We start from the raw sequence: 16,839 nt of genomic DNA, 5'->3' as shown, positions 1-16,839 counted from the left end.
GCGGCGCGAATCCGGGAGATGACGGCAACGATGGAGGCGGCAATGGAAGCGGTGGCACAGCAGCGCGCGGCCGGCCACAAGGTGTGGTCGGTGCGCGCGGTGGGGACCCGGGCGGTGCTCGCGGAACTCGCCGGCATGGAAGACGTGCTGGCACTGCAGGCGCGGCTGCTGGAGCAGCCGCTGCCGGGCCAGCTGGACGTGCTGGCAGCCGCCCAGACGGTGCTGGTCACGGCCGACTCGCCCGCCTCGGCACGCCGGATCGGCGCGCAGCTGCTGGAACTGGAGCTGAACACCGCGGAACAGCGGAACGGCAGTGTGGTGGAGATCGACACCGTGTACGACGGCGAAGACCTCGCCGAAGCGGCCGAACTGACCGGCCTCGGGATCGCGGGCGTGATCGCCGCCCACACCGGCCAGCTGTGGACCGTGGCCTTCGCGGGTTTCGCTCCGGGCTTCGGCTACCTGGTCGGCGAGAACGACCTCCTCAACGTTCCGCGCCGCAGTTCGCCCCGCACCGCCGTGCCCGAGGGATCCGTGGCACTGGCCGGAACCTATTCGGCGGTCTACCCGCGCCGGTCACCGGGCGGCTGGCAGCTGATCGGCCGCACCGCCGCCCGCATGTGGGACCTGGACCGCGAGCACCCCGCGCTGGCCGCACCGGGACGCCGGATCCGGTTCCGTGCAGTCCGGGAGACCGTGTCCGTGTCGCCGGAACCACCGGCCAAGACCTCCCCGCCGGAGGTAGCTTCCGGGCTGCGGATCGTCGCCCCCGGACTGCAGAGCCTGATCCAGGACCTTGGCCGGCACGGTCATTCCGGCCTGGGTGTCTCTATCGCGGGGGCCCTGGACCGGGCCTCGCTGCGCCGCGCCAACCGCCTGGTCGGCAATGCGCCGTCGGCCGCTGCGATCGAAACCGTCGCCGGTGGACTCACGGTCCAGGCCGTCGGGGACCAGGTCCTGGCCGTCGCCGGAGCACCCGCCGATCTGGTCATCACCGGCCCTGCCGGCACCGAGGTCGAACCGCTGTCACGTTCTGTCGCCATGGCGGCGCCCTTCGCCCTGCTTGACGGCGAAACGCTGCGCATCGGCGCGCCCAGGAGCGGCTTCCGCAGCTACCTCGCGGTCCGCGGCGGGGCCGACGCCGCCCCGGTGCTGGGCAGCCGGTCCACCGACACCATGTCAGGGATCGGCCCCGCACCGCTGGCCGCCGGGCAACTGCTGGCCGCCGGCGGCGAGGCCGAGTCCGGCGTCGTCGGAAACCCGGAACTGCAGCCGGACTTTCCCGGCCCCGGGGTCACCGTCCTCGACGTCGTGCCCGGCCCGCGCGCGGACTGGTTCGACCAGGCCGCCCTCGACGCCTTCATCGGCCAGGAGTGGCGGGTGCTCCCGCAGTCCAACCGCGTGGGCATGCGGCTGGACGGCACGCCGCTCAAGCGCTCCCGCGAGGGCGAACTGGCCAGCGAGGGGACCGTCGCCGGTGCCCTCCAGGTCCCGCCGGAAGGCCTGCCGGTCCTCTTCCTCGCCGACCACCCCATCACGGGCGGCTACCCGGTGATCGCCGTCGTCATCGACTCGCAGCTGGACCGGGCCGCGCAGGTGCCGATCGGCGGGGCCATCCGGTTCCGCTGGGCGGAGCCCGGCCCCAACCCCGGCCCTGCCACCCCCGGGCACACCGCCCCCAACCACGAAGTGAGCAACTGATGCGCAAGGTCCTGATTGCCAACCGCGGCGAGATCGCCGTCCGGATCGCCCGGGCCTGCGACGACGCCGGACTGGCCTCTGTCGCGGTGTACGCCGACATCGACGCCGACGCCATGCACGTCGCCACCGCGGACGAGGCCTTCGCCCTGGGCGGGAACGCGCCGGCGGACACGTACCTGAATATCCCCAAGCTGCTGGCCGCGGCCGCCGCCTACGGCGCCGACGCCATCCACCCGGGCTACGGTTTTCTCTCTGAAAACGCCGACTTTGCCCAGGCCGTCCTGGACGCCGGGCTGACCTGGATCGGCCCCGCTCCGGACGCCATCCGGCTGCTCGGCAACAAAATCACCGCACGGGAGACTGCGGTCCGCGCCGGCGCACCCCTGGTCGCCGGCAGCGACGGCCCGGTCGGTTCCGCGGCGGAAGCCCGCGCCTTCGCGGAACAGCACGGCCTGCCCGTGGCCATCAAGGCGGCGTTCGGCGGCGGAGGCCGCGGCCTGAAGGTGGTCCGGGTGCTAGATGAAATCGAGGAGGCGTTCGATTCCGCCGTCCGCGAGGCCGTGGCCGCCTTCGGCCGGGGCGAGTGCTTCGTGGAGCGCTATTTGGACCGGCCACGCCACGTCGAGGCCCAGATCCTGGCGGATATCCACGGGAACGTCATCGTCGTCGGAACCCGCGACTGCTCGCTGCAGCGGCGGCACCAGAAACTCGTCGAGGAAGCCCCCGCACCGTTCCTCACGGACGACCAGACGCGGCAGATCTACGACGCCGCCAAGGCCGTCTGCCGCGAGGCCGGCTACTCCGGGGCCGGCACGGTGGAGTTTCTCGTCGCCGCCGACGGCACCGTGGCATTCCTCGAGGTCAACACGCGCCTTCAGGTCGAGCACCCCATCACCGAGGAAACCACCGGGATCGATCTGGTGCAGGAGCAGTTCCGGATCGCCGCGGGGGAGCCGCTGCGCCTCACCCAGGACCCGGCGCCGCACGGCCACTCCTTCGAATTCCGGCTCAATGCCGAGGATGTGGGCCGCGGGTTCCTGCCCTCGCCGGGCACCATCGCGGAGTTCTCCGGCCCCACCGGTCCGGGGATCCGGCTTGATTCCGGAGTCCGCTCCGGGTCGTTCGTCCCCCCGCAGTTCGACTCGCTGCTGGCCAAACTCATCGTCACCGGCGCGGACCGGCAGCAGGCCCTGCGCCGCGCCCGGCGCGCCCTCGCCGAGCTGAACATCACGGGGGTGGCCACGGTGCTGCCGTTCCACCGTGCCGTGCTGGAATCCCCGGATTTCACCGCGGAAGACCGGCTGGGCGTCCACACCCGCTGGATCGAGACCGACTTCGCGGACCGGATCCCCGCGGACCCCGGCTACAGCACCACGGCGCCCGACGGAGAACGCCGCACCCTGACGGTCGACGTCGACGGCAGGCGCCTCGCTGTCGGTTTGCCGGCGGCACTGCTGGACGGGTGGATGCGGTCCGGGGCACCCGTAGCCGGCTTCCCGGTGGCCGCCGGAGAGTCACGGGATGGCTCGGCGGGCGCCGGTTCCGAGGGCAACACCGGCGCTGCCGCCGAGCCGGGAGAACTGCGGGCAGGCATGGCCGGAACGGTCGTGAAGTGGCTGGTGGAGCCCGGAGCCGAAGTGTCAGCCGGCGACGCCGTCGTCGTGCTGGAAGCCATGAAAATGGAAACCCAGGTTGCCGCCCACCGGGACGGGACCCTGACGGATATCCGCGCCGACTCGGGCGTCGTCGTTGCGGCCGGGGCAGTGCTGGCGCAGATCGGGTAGCTGCGGCGGGGCGGGCCGGCCCTACCGCGGCCGCCGGCCGAGGAACATAATCGGGCCTATCTACCCCGCACAGCTCTGGAGGCGATCGACGTGTCGGTTTACACCTTGGGAATTTGGCTGGTCCACCCCGGCCGGGAGAACGATTTCGTGCAGGCGTGGCGGGACCTGGCCCGGAAGACCCAGGAGGATTACCCGAACGCGAAGGCCGTGCTGATGCATGACCACGATGTCCGGAACCGCTTCATCAGCACCGGCCCCTGGGAATCCCTCGAGCAAGTGGAGCAGTGGCGGGCCTCGGCGACGTTCAAGAACGGTCTCGAGGCCATGCAGCCGATGCTGGAACACTTCGAAGCCCGGACCCTCGACGAGGCCGCCAGCATCGGCTGAGGCCGCCGGTGCTGGGCTTCCCGCGGACAGCACGGGAGGGACCGGCACCGGCGGCTGGTTCCTAGGCGAACAATTGCTCCCCGATGAACCCGCCCTCCCGGCAACCGGGCGGGACGGCGAACACGGCCGAGCCGACCGGCGTCGTCCAGAGGTTGAGCATGTCCGCCTCGGCGAGCCGCTGCTGGATCGGCGTGAACTGCCGGGCGACGTCGGCCTGGAAGGACACGAAGATCAGACCCGAGTCCGAGACCCCGCCGGCTCCCGGCACGGCATCGTAGTTGTACGCCCGGCGGAAGATTCGCTGCGAAGGGTCATCAGGGCGCGCCCGGCGCAGGTGCGAGACGTCCGGGATGACGGGAAACCCGTGCGGGGACAGCGCCGCAAAGTCGGGCTCGTCGTGCTCGTGCGACCCGGTCAGCGGTGCGCCGTTGGACAGCCGGCGGCCCACGGACTCTTCCCGTCCGACGCGGTCCACCTCGTCCCACTTGTCCAGGTTCATCGCGATCCGGCGGACCACCACGGACGTTCCGTTGTCCACCCACGCAGGGTGGCCGCCGCGTCCCCAGACCACGCGCTCGACGTCGGTGCTCCCCGGCACGGGGTTGGAGGTCCCGTCCAGCTGGCCGAAGAGGTTCCGCATGGTGGTTCCGGGCTTTTCGCTGCCGTAGGACCGCCGGAAACCTGCCTGCACCCAGCGGACGGTGGCGAAGCTGCGGCTGTCCTTGAGCAGCATGCGCTGGGCGTGGGCCACGGTGACCTGGTCATCGGCGCAGATCTGGAGCAGCAGGTCGCCGTCGCTGAACCCGGGCGTCAGCCGGTCGATCTTGAACGCCGGCAACGGTTTCAGCCAGTCCGGAGCCCGGGCAGGATCGACCGCGGCCACCAGGCCCGGCCCGAAGCCGAACGTGATGGTCAACCGCGCGGGTACCTGGGCAAGCTCACCCTCGGTGTCGGCCAGGGCCGGGCGGCCGGCACACAGGTTCGCGGCGTCGTCGCTGAGCAGCCGCAGCAGCGCCTTCACCCGCTCCCGGGACGTGCCCGGCCGCAGGTCAAGCGCAACAAAAACCGCGTGCGCCTGGGCCGGAGTGTCGATGCCCGCCTGCCGCTCGCCATGGAAGGCCACCAGGCCGCCGCCATGGACGGCCTCCGTCGAGCCGGCCGCGGGCGCCGTCGTCTGGCCGGCCGCCGCAAGCTGCGTCCCCGCGGCAGCCAGCGCACCGAGGCCGGCCGCGGCGCCGCCGAACAGCAGGCCGCGCCGCGGCAGGTGGCGCGGTGCCTTCCCCGCCGCGCCGGGCTGCGGCGGTTCCACGGAGCGGGGTGTCCGGCCCGTCATTTGTTCGCCGAGGGGGACGGGCTGGCGGTGCTTCCGGACGAGGGCTGGTGGCCTATCATGCCTGAGTCGCCCTCCACGTAGTTCTCGTTGGCGCCCCGGAAGTCCTTGGCCAACGCGGTGAAGGTGAAGGTTCCGCCGCCCGCCAGCTCCAGCGTGAAGGTGATCTCGTCGCCCGCCTTGACCGGTCCGGTCAGGCCCATGAGCATGACGTGATTAGCGCCCGGCTCCAGTTTCAGTTCGCCGCCGGCCGGAATCACGAAGCCGCCCTCCTTGGCCCGCATCTGCATCCCGCCGCTGGCTCCGGCGACGGTCTCGTGCAGCTCCGCCATGCGTGCCGCGGGGGTTGAAGCGCCGGTCACCGTGATGTCGGCGCCGGTGGTGTTCCGGATGACGCCGAACGCGCCGGTCATCCCGGAGGCCGCAGCCTTGACCCACGGCTGGCTGACGGCCAGGCCGTCAACGGCGCCGGCCTGACTGGCCCCCGCCTGGCCGGCCGCAGCCTGGCTGGCAGCACCGGTTGCGGACTGACCCGGCGCAGGCGCCGAGGCCGCGCATCCGCTGAGCGCCAGCGCCGCGGCGGCGAGGAGGGTGAGGGCGGGGTAGGTGATGTTCGTGTTCATGTGTGGTGTTCCTCAAGAGTGTGCGGCGGCTTCTGGGGTCGCCGGATAAGGTCGTTTCGCCCGGCTGCGGTCGCAGCGGGGCGCAGGGGTGCCGGGACCGGGCTCGGCCGGGGACGGCCGGGTTGCGCGGTGCGCCGGGTGCTGCCCGTCCGCGGGGAGGAAGTGCATGGCGCACCGTGGCTGCGCGGACTGAGGGCACGAAAAGCGCAGGGCGAAGACCGGCCCCGAACCGGGGCGCGGACGAGCAGGGATGCGGGCGCACTTGCCGGCCGGGGGAGGGCCGGAGGCAGTGCGTGCGGCACGGGCCGCTGAGGGGTTCCTGCGCCTAGGCTGCGCTGGCGCCGGCGGGTGGTCCGCGGTGGCGCATCACCAGGAGGGGCACGCCGAGGTTCGGCAGCGGTTGCACGGGCCGCCCGGCGGGCGGTTCGACGGCGGAAGGCGCCGGCGGCAACGGCTGGAACAGGGGGAGGAAGGCAGTCACCCGCAGGCGGAGCGCGTCCACCAGCCGGACGGCAGTGACCTCGCCGCGCCGCAGGACTGCAATGGTCAAGGCAGCGGCGAGGGCGTGGCCGGCCCACATCAGCGGCGCCGCGTGGTCCATGGCCTGGCCGGCCGTCGCGGCGGCAGGCTCCAGTACGGCGAGGTGCCCCTGGTGGCCGACGGCGGATTGCGCGGCGGGGTGCGGGGCGCCGGCCCCGCTGAACAGCCAGTGGAAAAGACCCTGGCTGAGGATGACCCCCGCTGACAGCCGCCAGAGCGACAGGCCGCGGCCGCTGAGGGTAGTGAACGCCAGGCCGGACAGCGCCAGGATGAGCACGAGCAGGGGAGCTTCCGGGAGGGTCCCGCCGGCCAGGACATGCGACGTGGCGGCGATGGCGGTAGCGGCGAGGGCGCCGCTCCAGCCACGTGCCAGGCGCAGTCCAGGTGCCGTCATGTTCTCCTCCAGAGTCCTCTCGTATTCTACCGGCTGTCGAAGACCCCGTTGCCGCCGGCCACACTGGGACCGGGCGGCCGGCTTTGGGCCGGCCCGGGGGTGTCAGTCCTGCCGTCGCGGCCTGGCGGGGAAGAGCGGGCGGCAGTCCGTGCACGCCTCGGCGGTGTCCGGTGCAGGGCCGGCCAGCGTCGCCCTGCGTTCCGACTCCAGCCGGGCGGACAGGGCCCATCCCATGACGGCGAGGGCGAGCAGGCCGACGGCGGCCTGGGCCAGCGGAGGCGCTTCCCGTGGCGACACCGCCCAGACCACGCCCAGCAGGCCCAGGATCGGCCAGCGGAGGTCGCACAGCGTGGCTGCCGCGCCGATCGGAGCCCCCACGTAGCTGCCGGCCAGGGCGCCTGCCAGGGCGGACGCGGCCGCAACCACCGCCCAGCCGACCCAGTCGGTGCCTTCGGCCGCCAGGCCGGTGGCTGCCAGCAGGAAGCCTGCGGCCCCGAAGGCGGCAAGGACGGCGACGGCCACCCGCCGGCGGGTCCAGCGGGACGGAACCTGCAGCAGCTGGCGCAGCCGCCCGCCGTCGTTCGGTGCCGCCGGGGCTCCGCTGCGGCTGGAACCGGGAAGCTTGTCCGGACTCATCACAGCCCCCTGGCGGTGGCGGTGCGACGCGGCTGCAGGACGGTCCAGGCCACGACGACGGCGACCAGGGCCAGCGAGATGAACCCGAGGCCCGAGTAGCCGGCGGCAGCCAGCACCGGGCCCGCCAGGGCGCCTGCGCTGGCACCGGCGGCGTTCATGCCCAGGTCGGAAACGCCCTGCAGGGCCGGCCGGTCCTGCAGTTGCGCCGACTCGGCGACCAGGGCGGATCCGGCGACCACGGAGGCTGACCATCCCAGCCCCAGCAGGACCAGGCTTACGGTGACGCCGCTGCGGGAGTCCGCCGCCACCCCGGCCAGGATCAGGGCAGCCACCAGCATGCCCTGGCCCAGCAGGATGGTGCGCAGCCGTCCGAGCCGGTCAGCCATCCAGCCGAACACGGGCGACAGGGCGTACATGCCAGCGATGTGCAGGCTGATCGTCAGGCCCACCACCGTCAGGCTGGCCCCGTGCTCGCGCAGGTGCACCGGGGTCATGGACATGAGCGCCACCATGGTGGCGTGGCTCAGGGCGACGACGGCGACGGCGTAGCGCGCGCGGGCGTTGCCCCGCAGTACCAGCAGCCCGCCCCGCGGCCGGGGCGCCGCGGGATCGGCCCTGCGGGATGCCATGGCGGTCAGCAGCGGATCCGGGCGGAGGCCCGAGGCGTACACCGCCGCGGCTGCCAACTGCGCGGTGACGGAGAAAGCGAACGCGCCCGTCAGCGGAGGCAGGCCCAGGGCTGCGCCCACGGCCTCGCCGGGGTCGAAAAGGTTGGGACCCAGGACCGCGCCCACGGTGGTGGACCACACGACAATCGACAGGTCCCGGCCGCGGGAGTCGGGGCGGGACAGGTCGGTCGCCGCGAACCGGGACTGCAGGTTCACGGCGGATCCCGCGCCTAGGAGCATGAGCCCCAGCAGCAGCAAGGCAAACACGCCGACGGCGGCGGACGTGATGGCGATGACGGCGCCGGTGCCGGCCACCAGGGCGCCGGTGGAGAGCGAGATCCGGCGGCCACGGGCCTGGGCCAGGCGGGCCAGGGGCACCGCCGCCAGCGCGGCGCCGAGGGTGCTCATGGTGGCTGCCATTCCCGACCAGGCGTTGGACCCGGAAAGCTGTGCGGCCAGCAGGGAACCCAGGGAAAGCGTTGCTCCCATGCCGATTCCGCCGAGGATCTGGCCGCCGACAAGGACCGGAATCACCCGGCGCTGCAGGCGGGCGGCCTCCGGGGCCGGCGGCGGAGTCGGGGCCGGCGGCGTGCCGGGTGCGTCCGGGACGCGCGGTGCAGCGCCGGCCGGTGGTTCCTCGATCTGCATGGGGTGTCCTTCGATGCTTCCGGGGTGGATCCCCTCCCCGGGGATGACTTCAATATACCCCATGGGGTATTATTGGGAACCAAGGGTGCTGCGACCGCGGCGCCACCAAGAATGGAGTTCCTATGTGCGCTGCAGTTCGTTGTAATCGTTGCGGAAAAATCACCTGGGCCGGCTGCGGCGAGCATGTCGACTCGGTTCTGGCCGACGTCCCCCAGGAGCAGCGCTGCACCTGCAACGACTAGCCTAGGCAACCCCGACGCCGGTGCCCAGCCCGGCGTCGGGAATGGTCCTTAAAAGCGATTGCTCCGTATTTGCCGTTTGGAAACCTCACAACGGCAAGTACGGAGCAATCGCTGTATCCGGGCGGGGAAGCGGCCCCCGCGGCCGGCGGTTCAGGCGTCGCGAAGCGGGCGGCGGGCCAGCAAGGCGGCCACGATCGCGCCGGAGATGTTGTGCCAGAGCGAGAACACGGCCGACGGCAGGGCCGCCAGCGGGTTGAAGTGCGCCGTGGCCAGCGTCGCCGCGAGGCCAGAGTTCTGCATACCCACCTCAAAGGCCAGGGCCCGGCGGGCCTTGTCGTCCAGGCGCCCGAGCTTGCCGGCCAGGTAGCCCAGGCCCAGGCCGAAGCCGTTGTGCAGCACCACGGCGAGGAAGACGATGCCGCCGGCGTCCACGATCTTGTTCGCGCTTCCCGCGACCACAATCGCGACGATGAGCGAGATCACCACGGCCGAGGCCCAGGGCAGGGCCGGCAGCACCTTGGCGACGAGCTTTTTTAGGAACAATCGCGCCAGCAGGCCGGCGACCACCGGCAGCAGCACGGTCTTGACGATGTCCAGCACCATGCCGGCGGCATCGATCTGCAGGTAGGACCCGGCCAGGAACAGCACCAGCAGCGGGGTAACGATCGGGGCGATCAGCGTGGAGACGGAGGCGACGGCTACGGACAGGGCCACATCGCCCTTGGCCAGGAACGCCATCACGTTCGACGCGGTGCCGGAGGGGGCGCAGCCGACGAGGATCAGGCCGACGGCGAGTTCCGGCTGTAGATGCAGCGCCTGCGCGATCAGCCACCCTGCCCCGGGCATGATGACGTAGTGCGCCACGATGCCCAGCACCACGGCCCACGGACGCTTCGCCACGGAGGCAAAATCCGGCGGGGTCAGCGTCAGGCCCATGCAGAACATGATGATGCCGAGCAGGTACGGGACGCTCGGCGCGAGGGGTTTGAAGGCGCCCGGCAGGAGGAATCCGGCGACGCCGGCGACGACCACCAGGAGCGGGAAGACGGTGACCGCGATGCGGGCGATCTTGGCCTCGGCAGCGAGGGCCGGATTGACCGGGGCCTCCGCGTCGGTGCGGGACTCCGGAGCGGATTCGGGTGATTTGGTTGCCTCAAGCATCCAAGCATGGTGCCACCAGGGTCCGCCATGCGGCCACTTTATGACCACTGGGCGGACGACTATGTCAGATTTAAAGCTGCGTCGCTGGGGTTGTGAAGCCGGGTGCGGGCCGGGCCCAGGGTCTTTCGAGGGGGCGTCAGGCGGTTCGCTGGCCGAGCATTGCGATGAACTCGTCGGCCTGGGCCAGGTTGCGGGCCATCTTGGCGCGCTGGTGCTCGGCCCGTGCCAGGAACTCGGCCAGCCGGGCTTCGTGGGCGGGCCCGGCAGCGGCCGCCGGGCTAGCACCCTCCGCGCCGATCAGGCCGAGGATCTCAGCCATCTCGTCGAGTGAAAACCCCAGCGGCTTCATCTGCTTGATTACCATCAGGCGCTCGGCGTCCGCCTCGGAATAGACCCGGAAGCCGCCCTCGGTGCGAGCGGTCGCCGGCAGCAACCCGACGTCGTCGTAGTGCCGGATGGTGCGCAGCGACAATCCGGTGCGCTCGGCCAGTTCGCCGATGTGCATGGTGCTGGTGGCTTTCGCCGTCATGAAGGTCTCCGTCCGCTCGGAGTTAAACTCTACCATCACGTTAGGGTAGGGTTTTAGGTATGGGGTGAGAGTTTCGGACTCATTCCCCCTCCTTCTGGCGCGGCGCTGCGCTCCTCGATCATTTGCAAAACGAAGCCGCTGTCGCGCGCCTTCTTGACCACGAACGGAGCCAGCAATGGCCGTCAGAACCGCCGGGGACACCCCGGTCCTTACCCCCGAACAGCTCCAGTCCGTGCCGGGGACACTCAAGTCGCCGCGTCGGCTGAAGACCGAGATCCTCGGCGGGCTCGTCGTCGCCCTGGCCCTGATTCCGGAAGCGATCGCCTTCTCCATCATCGCCGGCGTTGATCCCCGGATCGGCCTTTTCGCCTCCTTCACCATGGCCGTCACCATCTCCATCGTCGGCGGCCGGCCCGCGATGATCTCCGCCGCAACCGGCGCCGTCGCCCTCGTCATCGCCCCGCTGGTGAAGTCCCACGGGCTGGACTACCTGGTCGCCGCCGTGATCCTCGCCGGCATCTTCCAGGTCATTTTGGGACTGTCCGGCGTGGCGAAGCTGATGCGGTTCATTCCCCGCTCGGTGATGGTGGGCTTCGTCAACGCCCTTGCCATCCTGATTTTCATGTCCCAGGTCCCCGAGCTGCTCGGCGTCCCGTGGCTGGTCTACCCCCTCACCGCACTGGGGCTGGCCATTGTCTTCGGGCTGCCGAAGCTGACCCGGGCAGTCCCCGCCCCGCTGGTGGCCATCGCGGTCCTCACGCTGATCACCGTCTTCGCCGCCGTCGCCGTCCCCACCGTGGGCGACAAGGGTGACCTCCCCGACTCGCTGCCGACATTCTTCATCCCCAACGTGCCGCTGACCCTCGAAACCCTGCAGGTCATCTTCCCCTACGCCCTCGCCATGGCGTTCGTGGGGTTGCTCGAATCCCTGATGACGGCCAAGCTGGTCGACGACATCACCGACACCCGCTCGCCCAAGAGCCGCGAAGCGTGGGGCCAGGGCGCAGCCAACATCGTCACCGGCTTCTTCGGCGGCATGGGCGGCTGCGCGATGATCGGCCAGACCATGATCAACGTCAAGGCCTCCGGCGCCCGGACCCGGATCTCCACCTTCCTGGCCGGTGTCTTCCTGCTCATCCTGGTGGTGGCCCTCGGTGACGTTGTCGCCCTGATCCCCATGGCCGCGCTGGTGGCCGTGATGATCTTCGTCTCGGTCGCAACCTTCGACTGGCACAGCATCCGGCCGCGGACGCTGAAAATGATGCCCAAGAGCGAAACCGCTGTCATGGTGGCCACCGTCATTGGCACCGTCACCACCCACAACCTGGCCGTCGGCGTCGGGGTCGGGGTCATTGTCGCCATGGTGCTCTTTGCGCGCCGCGTCGCGCACTTCGTCACGGTCAAGCGCACCGTCACCACCGTCGACGGCCATGAAACGGCCACGTACGCCGTCGACGGGGAACTGTTCTTCGCCTCCTCCAACGACCTCTACACCCAGTTCGACTACGCGCTGGACCCCGAGCACGTGGTCATCGACATGCATGGCAGCCACCTCTGGGACGCCTCGACCATCGCCGCCCTGGACGCCATCACCGAGAAGTACCGGCACCACGGCAAGGACGTGAAGGTTGTCGGCCTGAACGACGCCAGTGTCCTGATGCGCGACCGCCTGGGCGGGAAGCTCGGCGCCGGCCACTAGTGTCCGGCGGACCGCGGTGCGCTAGGAAGCGGGGTTGGTGGCCTTGCCGTCCAGCCACAGCCGGTCCGACGCGTCCGAGTGCGCGCCGGTCGCCCCCACGTGCTTGCTGCTGATCGCCGGGCCGTGCCGGATCACGTGGACCAGGGCCATGCCGTGGCCGCGGCCCAGCCCGTAGTCGGCCTTCAGCCAGTCCAGGACCTCCCCGGCCTTCGCGGACGCGCCGTCGAATCCCTTCTCCCGGGCGAGGTCGAGGAGCTGGCGCGGGGTGAGGCCGGTCTTGTCCTCGATCGTGTCGAGGTATGCCTGGAACGACATCCGTGTGTCCTTTCGAGGGGCAGGAGTTCAACGGTGCTGGATTTCCGGCCACTCTAGGCACGCCCGCCCGGTTCCGGCCAGACCCTTCCGGCCCCTAAAAAGCGGACTAGGCTCGATCCCATGGCGCAGACGTGGCAGCCGGGGGCGCCCGGGGTGCTCAGCCTTCCATCCGGACGCCTCATCCGCGGCCGGGGCCTGCTGGCGCCCTTCCCGGTCGGGCCGAAGCCGGAGTTCGGGCTGTACCTGCTGGGCAGCCCGCCCCGGCAGACGGTGTGGGAGTCCCGTTGGGTGCGGTGGCGGGACCTGCACCTTCCCGCCGACGACGCCGACGCCCTGGACGCCTTCCGTGAGGCCTGGCGCCGGGCGGCAACCGAACGCGTGGAGGTTGCCTGCTGGGCCGGCCGGGGGAGGACCGGCACCGCTTTGGCCTGCATTGCGGTGCTCGACGGCGTCCCGCCCGCCGACGCCGTCGCCTTCGTCCGGCGCAACTACCGCCGCAGCGCCGTCGAAACCCCGTGGCAGCGGCGCTATGTCACCCGGTTCCGCGGGCCGGAGTCCTGAGGCGTCCCTAGCCCTGGGTCAGCCGGTAACGCTCGATCTGCTTGAGCCGGCGCAGCAGGCTGTCCCGCCGCGGATGCGGCACGGCGTCGGCCGGTTCCGCGGTGAGGTCGATGTGGGCAGTGCCGTACTCCCAGAGCAACAGGTCATCCAGCAATCGGTCCGGCCCGGGGGAGTACCGGTGGTCGAGGGCCTTGCGGACCTCGGTGATCCGGTTGGCGCTGAGCAGCCCCGCAAGCTGCACGGTCTGGTTCAATCCATGGGCCGCCATCAGCTCCGCGGCCCAGCCCCAGTCGTCGTCGACTTTGCGGTCCACGTGCGGCAGCAGGGTCCGCCAGACGTCCCGGATCCGGTTCGGCGTCAGCTGCGCCGCGCCCTCGCCGTCCATGTCCCAGTAGCCGCGGACTTCCTCGTAGCGCTCGTGCAGGTCGGCGAAGGCGCTCTCCACGGTTTCCAGCATGGCCGCCGTCGCGGTGAACTGCCGGTCGAACTGCGGGGTCCAGGCGCGCGGATCTTCGGCCTTGAACCGGATGTCGTGCTCGATCTCGCTCCAGGCATGCGCAAAAACCGTGCGGATCTGGCACTCGAAGAAGTAGCTGCCGTTGGGTTGGATTTCCGGGTTGAAGACCTGCTGGTACTCCTTGACCGCCTCGTTCTGGATGGTCCGCAGGATCAGGTGCCGGCTGGAGTAGCCGTAGGTGCCGGACTCGATCGAGCCGATGTCCTTCTCGCGGTCGCCACGGCAGTCGAAGAGCTGGCGCTGGCGCTTGATCAGGTTGGCGACGACGGCATTTTCGGCCGGAAGCTTGGTGATCACGCGGATGCCGACCATGTCATTGAGCGTGCGGAAAGGGTCCGGGAACTTCAGGACCGGCGGCCCGCCCGGCTCCAGCGGCTCCTCCGTGCGGGAGATCTTCTCGCGGAACGACTCCACCGTCTTGGTCCTGCCGGTGACGAACAACGGCGTCACCTCGGTGCCCTTGAGCATGGCCCGCAGCGTCAGCAACACCTCGCGGGTCACCAGCTTCAGGGCAGGGCGGACCCGCTCGTAGAGTTCCACATTCTCCTGTACGGAGGTGCGCAGTGCGGGGTCCAAGCGGTCCCAGTTGCTAGCCATGCGCCCTAGCTTACGGCGAAGCCCCGACAGGATGGCCGTCCGCACATTCCCTGCGCCGTCCGCGGTGGACGGCCGAAACGGGCTTCCCCGCAACCTTCCCGGCGCCGGGCGGGGCCCACGGTAGGCTCTGCACATGGCTGATGTGCGGCGTCGGGCTTTGCCTGCGACCGCAGCGGCGGCGACTCCGGGGGCGGTCGCCGTGTGCTCACCTGGCCCCAAGGAGGACGCAGTGAAGCGGCAGAAGTACCAGTATGGCGACGATCCCAGCCAGTGGGGGGAACTGTTCCTCCCGGATACGGCCACGCCCCGGGGTGTGGTGGTGGTGATCCACGGCGGCTACTGGCGGTCGCAGTACGGTGCCGAACTCGGCGAGCCGCTGGCCAAGGACCTCGCCGCACACGGGATGGCCGCCTGGAACCTGGAATACCGGCGGGCCGGCAACGGCGGCGGCTGGCCGCACACCTTTGCGGATGTGCTCGCAGGGATCGACAAGCTGCAGGACCTCTCCGAAGAACACGGCTTTGGCCTGGACCGTGTCGTCGCCCTCGGCCACTCGGCCGGCGGCCACCTCGCGGTCTGGGCCGCCGGGCGCAGCCGGCTGGACAAGATCGGCGCCGCCGACGCCGACCGCCAGCTTCAGCGCAACGACGGCGACGGCGCGGTGCAGCTCACCGGGGTCGTCAGCCAGTCCGGCGTCCTGGACCTCGCCGCCGCGGAGCGGCTCAACCTGAGCAACGGGGCGGTCAGCAACTTCATGGGCGGCTCCTCGGAAAGATACCCCAAACGGCATAAGTACGCCGACCCCATCACTGCGGCCCCGCTCCGGGTCCCGGTGTACGCCGTGCACGCCTGTGACGACGACACCGTGCCGCTCAGCCTCTCGGAGGCGTACGCCGCCGCCGCCAAGGCCGGCGGCGCGCCGGTCCAGCTCCTGAAGGTCCCGGGTGACCACTTCGCCCTGATCGATCCGAAGGCCCCCGCCTACCGCAAATGCCGGGAGCTAGTGCAGCAGCTGCTGGGCTGAGCCCGGCGCCGCAGGCCGGTAGACTGGCACCAGGTGCGCCGGGAAGTCTGGTCGGCATAGTTCAGTCGACCCAATTTTGAGGACTCCCGCATGAGCCACACCCCTCCGCCCGTACCCCGGCCCGGGAAACCGCGCCTGACCATCTTCGGCCGCGGCAGCTACGCCGAATCCCTGCGCATCGGCGAGATCCTCCGCAAGGAAACGGTCGGCGGGGCCCTGCTCGTGGCTGCCGCAGCGGCCGCGATCCTCTGGGCCAACTCGCCGGCGTCGGAGAGCTACTTTGCGCTGCGTGACTTCAAGGTCGGCTACGAGCCCTGGCACCTGAAGCTGAGCCTGGGCGCCTGGGCGGCGGACGGCCTGCTGGCGATCTTTTTCTTCCTGGTGGGCCTCGAGCTCAAGCGCGAGTTCATCGCCGGTGACCTGCGTGAGCTGAGCAAGTCGGTCGTGCCCGTTGCCGCGGCCGCCGGCGGCGTGCTCGTCCCGGCGGTGATCTACGTCGTAGTCAATTTCGGCAGCCCGGAGACCCTGCGCGGCTGGGCGATCCCCACCGCCACCGACATCGCGTTCGCCGTGGCGGTGCTGGCGATCATCGGTTCCCACCTGCCCAGCGCGCTGCGGATCTTCCTGCTCACCCTCGCCGTGGTCGATGACCTGATCGCGATCACCATCATTGCGCTGTTCTACTCCAGCGATATCCAGCCGGCACCCCTGCTGCTGGCCCTGGTTCCGCTGGCGCTCTACACCTACCTGGCCCACCGCTACCGGCGCTTCTTCGGGTTGAAGGCCCCGGCGGCCTGGTTCATCCTGCTGCCGCTCGGCCTGGCCACCTGGGCCCTGGTCCACGCGTCCGGCATCCACGCGACGGTGGCCGGGGTGCTGCTGGGCCTCGCCATCCCGGTGCTGCGCTCCCAGGCCAGCGGCGGCCCGGAGGCCGGCCCCGGCCTTTCGGAAATCTTCGAACACCGGTTCCGGCCGATCTCGGCCGGGGTGGCCGTTCCCGTCTTCGCCTTCTTCTCCGCCGGAGTGGCCGTGGGCGGCTGGGACGGGCTGGGCGCGGCCCTGACGGACCCGGTCGCCGTAGGCATCATCCTGGCGCTCGTGGTGGGCAAACCGGTTGGCATCCTGGGCACCACCTGGCTGCTCACCAGGCTGACGAAGGCCCGGCTCGACGCGTCGTTCAAATGGATCGACGTCTTTGGTGTCTCCATCCTGGCCGGCATCGGCTTCACCGTCTCGCTGCTCGTGGCGGAACTCAGTTTCGGCCACGGCAGCATCCAGGACGACCACGCCAAGGTGGGCATCCTCTCGGCCTCGCTGCTGGCGGCGCTGCTGGCGACGGCGGTGCTCAAGACCCGCAACCGGCAGTACCGCCTTGCCGAGGAAGAGGAGAAACGCGACTCGGACCACGACGGGATCCCGGACGTCTACCAGGAGGGCCGCGCGGAGCGCTAAGCGGCCTACGGCCGCCACGGCCGTGGCGCCG

16 protein-coding genes are annotated in these 16,839 nt (G+C 70.8%); 7 read left to right on the top strand and 9 right to left on the bottom strand.

Going from position 1 to position 16,839, the window contains the following annotated elements:
* Window positions 1-42 precede the first annotated feature (42 nt).
* From ACTWLI_RS05725 to ACTWLI_RS05715, 3 genes are all read left to right on the top strand, one after another.
* Window positions 43-1,701, top strand: coding sequence for a 5-oxoprolinase/urea amidolyase family protein (locus ACTWLI_RS05725; protein WP_445155694.1), 1,659 nt, complete (start codon window positions 43-45; stop codon window positions 1,699-1,701).
* Window positions 1,701-3,485, top strand: a complete 1,785-nt coding sequence (locus tag ACTWLI_RS05720) for an ATP-binding protein (protein WP_445155693.1) — start codon at window positions 1,701-1,703, stop codon at window positions 3,483-3,485. The genes ACTWLI_RS05725 and ACTWLI_RS05720 overlap by 1 nt, the downstream gene beginning before the upstream one ends.
* Before the next feature lie 90 nt (window positions 3,486-3,575).
* A complete protein-coding gene (locus ACTWLI_RS05715; protein WP_445155692.1) occupies window positions 3,576-3,872 on the top strand; it encodes a putative quinol monooxygenase in 297 nt (98 codons plus the stop codon).
* A 61-nt stretch (window positions 3,873-3,933) separates the two neighbouring features.
* Here ACTWLI_RS05715 and ACTWLI_RS05710 read toward each other — a convergent pair whose 3' ends face one another.
* The 7 genes from ACTWLI_RS05710 to ACTWLI_RS05680 all read right to left on the bottom strand — a co-directional run bounded on the left by ACTWLI_RS05710 (window position 3,934) and on the right by ACTWLI_RS05680 (window position 10,679).
* Window positions 3,934-5,205, bottom strand: coding sequence for a Dyp-type peroxidase (locus ACTWLI_RS05710; protein WP_445155691.1), 1,272 nt, complete (start codon window positions 5,203-5,205; stop codon window positions 3,934-3,936).
* Window positions 5,202-5,825, bottom strand: coding sequence for a copper chaperone PCu(A)C (locus ACTWLI_RS05705; RefSeq protein ID WP_445155690.1), 624 nt, complete (start codon window positions 5,823-5,825; stop codon window positions 5,202-5,204). Before ACTWLI_RS05705 ends, ACTWLI_RS05710 begins: the two co-directional genes overlap by 4 nt.
* A gap of 325 nt (window positions 5,826-6,150) precedes the next feature.
* Window positions 6,151-6,759, bottom strand: a complete 609-nt coding sequence (locus ACTWLI_RS05700; protein ID WP_445155689.1) for a hypothetical protein — start codon at window positions 6,757-6,759, stop codon at window positions 6,151-6,153.
* A 102-nt stretch (window positions 6,760-6,861) separates the two neighbouring features.
* Complete coding sequence (locus ACTWLI_RS05695; protein WP_445155688.1) at window positions 6,862-7,395, bottom strand: hypothetical protein; 534 nt, start codon at window positions 7,393-7,395, stop codon at window positions 6,862-6,864.
* A complete protein-coding gene (locus tag ACTWLI_RS05690) occupies window positions 7,395-8,774 on the bottom strand; it encodes an MFS transporter (protein WP_445155687.1) in 1,380 nt (459 codons plus the stop codon). Before ACTWLI_RS05690 ends, ACTWLI_RS05695 begins: the two co-directional genes overlap by 1 nt.
* Window positions 8,775-9,103: 329 nt before the next feature.
* Window positions 9,104-10,114, bottom strand: coding sequence for a bile acid:sodium symporter family protein (locus ACTWLI_RS05685; protein WP_445155686.1), 1,011 nt, complete (start codon window positions 10,112-10,114; stop codon window positions 9,104-9,106).
* 136 nt (window positions 10,115-10,250) lie between these two features.
* Window positions 10,251-10,679, bottom strand: a complete 429-nt coding sequence (locus ACTWLI_RS05680; RefSeq protein WP_445155685.1) for a MerR family transcriptional regulator — start codon at window positions 10,677-10,679, stop codon at window positions 10,251-10,253.
* 139 nt (window positions 10,680-10,818) lie between these two features.
* Between ACTWLI_RS05680 and ACTWLI_RS05675 the strand changes: the two genes are divergently transcribed.
* Window positions 10,819-12,342 (top strand): SulP family inorganic anion transporter, encoded by a 1,524-nt coding sequence (locus ACTWLI_RS05675; RefSeq protein ID WP_445155684.1) that lies wholly within the window; start codon window positions 10,819-10,821, stop codon window positions 12,340-12,342.
* A 21-nt stretch (window positions 12,343-12,363) separates the two neighbouring features.
* Here ACTWLI_RS05675 and ACTWLI_RS05670 read toward each other — a convergent pair whose 3' ends face one another.
* Window positions 12,364-12,657 carry a DUF4287 domain-containing protein gene (locus ACTWLI_RS05670; RefSeq protein WP_445155683.1) on the bottom strand — a complete coding sequence of 98 codons (294 nt, stop codon included), beginning with the start codon at window positions 12,655-12,657 and terminating at the stop codon, window positions 12,364-12,366.
* Window positions 12,658-12,777: 120 nt separating this feature from the next.
* On the opposite strand from ACTWLI_RS05670, the gene ACTWLI_RS05665 reads away from it, so the two are divergent.
* Window positions 12,778-13,218: a protein-tyrosine phosphatase family protein gene (locus ACTWLI_RS05665; protein WP_445155682.1), complete on the top strand. Its 441-nt coding sequence runs from the start codon at window positions 12,778-12,780 to the stop codon at window positions 13,216-13,218.
* 7 nt (window positions 13,219-13,225) lie between these two features.
* Here the strand turns inward: ACTWLI_RS05665 and ACTWLI_RS05660 are convergent, their stop codons facing one another.
* Window positions 13,226-14,332 (bottom strand): GTP pyrophosphokinase, encoded by a 1,107-nt coding sequence (locus tag ACTWLI_RS05660; protein ID WP_445155681.1) that lies wholly within the window; start codon window positions 14,330-14,332, stop codon window positions 13,226-13,228.
* Window positions 14,333-14,561: 229 nt separating this feature from the next.
* Between ACTWLI_RS05660 and ACTWLI_RS05655 the strand changes: the two genes are divergently transcribed.
* Window positions 14,562-15,356: an alpha/beta hydrolase gene (locus ACTWLI_RS05655; protein ID WP_445155680.1), complete on the top strand. Its 795-nt coding sequence runs from the start codon at window positions 14,562-14,564 to the stop codon at window positions 15,354-15,356.
* Window positions 15,357-15,446: 90 nt separating this feature from the next.
* The gene (gene nhaA, locus ACTWLI_RS05650) at window positions 15,447-16,808 is read left to right on the top strand and encodes a Na+/H+ antiporter NhaA (RefSeq protein ID WP_445155679.1); all 1,362 of its coding nucleotides are present in this window, start codon (window positions 15,447-15,449) and stop codon (window positions 16,806-16,808) included.
* The last annotated feature ends 31 nt before the right edge of the window (window positions 16,809-16,839 follow it).

The organism is Arthrobacter sp. Hor0625 (assembly GCF_052567525.1).
Note: the sequence above shows the minus strand (reverse complement) of the source record. Positions and strands in the feature narration are given on the sequence as shown.

Bases quoted from the DNA above. Each gene is read 5' to 3' on its own strand.
- ACTWLI_RS05725 (WP_445155694.1), top strand. From the start codon at position 43: ATGGAAGCGGTGGCACAGCAGCGCGCGGCCGGCCACAAGGTGTGGTCG.
- nhaA (WP_445155679.1), top strand. From the start codon at position 15,447: ATGAGCCACACCCCTCCGCCCGTACCCCGGCCCGGGAAACCGCGCCTG.
- ACTWLI_RS05675 (WP_445155684.1), top strand. From the start codon at position 10,819: ATGGCCGTCAGAACCGCCGGGGACACCCCGGTCCTTACCCCCGAACAG.
- ACTWLI_RS05685 (WP_445155686.1), bottom strand. From the start codon at position 10,114: ATGCTTGAGGCAACCAAATCACCCGAATCCGCTCCGGAGTCCCGCACC.
- ACTWLI_RS05670 (WP_445155683.1), bottom strand. From the start codon at position 12,657: ATGTCGTTCCAGGCATACCTCGACACGATCGAGGACAAGACCGGCCTC.
- ACTWLI_RS05665 (WP_445155682.1), top strand. From the start codon at position 12,778: ATGGCGCAGACGTGGCAGCCGGGGGCGCCCGGGGTGCTCAGCCTTCCA.
- ACTWLI_RS05705 (WP_445155690.1), bottom strand. From the start codon at position 5,825: ATGAACACGAACATCACCTACCCCGCCCTCACCCTCCTCGCCGCCGCG.
- ACTWLI_RS05690 (WP_445155687.1), bottom strand. From the start codon at position 8,774: ATGGGGTATATTGAAGTCATCCCCGGGGAGGGGATCCACCCCGGAAGC.
- ACTWLI_RS05680 (WP_445155685.1), bottom strand. From the start codon at position 10,679: ATGGTAGAGTTTAACTCCGAGCGGACGGAGACCTTCATGACGGCGAAA.
- ACTWLI_RS05695 (WP_445155688.1), bottom strand. From the start codon at position 7,395: ATGAGTCCGGACAAGCTTCCCGGTTCCAGCCGCAGCGGAGCCCCGGCG.
- ACTWLI_RS05710 (WP_445155691.1), bottom strand. From the start codon at position 5,205: ATGACGGGCCGGACACCCCGCTCCGTGGAACCGCCGCAGCCCGGCGCG.
- ACTWLI_RS05660 (WP_445155681.1), bottom strand. From the start codon at position 14,332: ATGGCTAGCAACTGGGACCGCTTGGACCCCGCACTGCGCACCTCCGTA.
- ACTWLI_RS05700 (WP_445155689.1), bottom strand. From the start codon at position 6,759: ATGACGGCACCTGGACTGCGCCTGGCACGTGGCTGGAGCGGCGCCCTC.
- ACTWLI_RS05720 (WP_445155693.1), top strand. From the start codon at position 1,701: ATGCGCAAGGTCCTGATTGCCAACCGCGGCGAGATCGCCGTCCGGATC.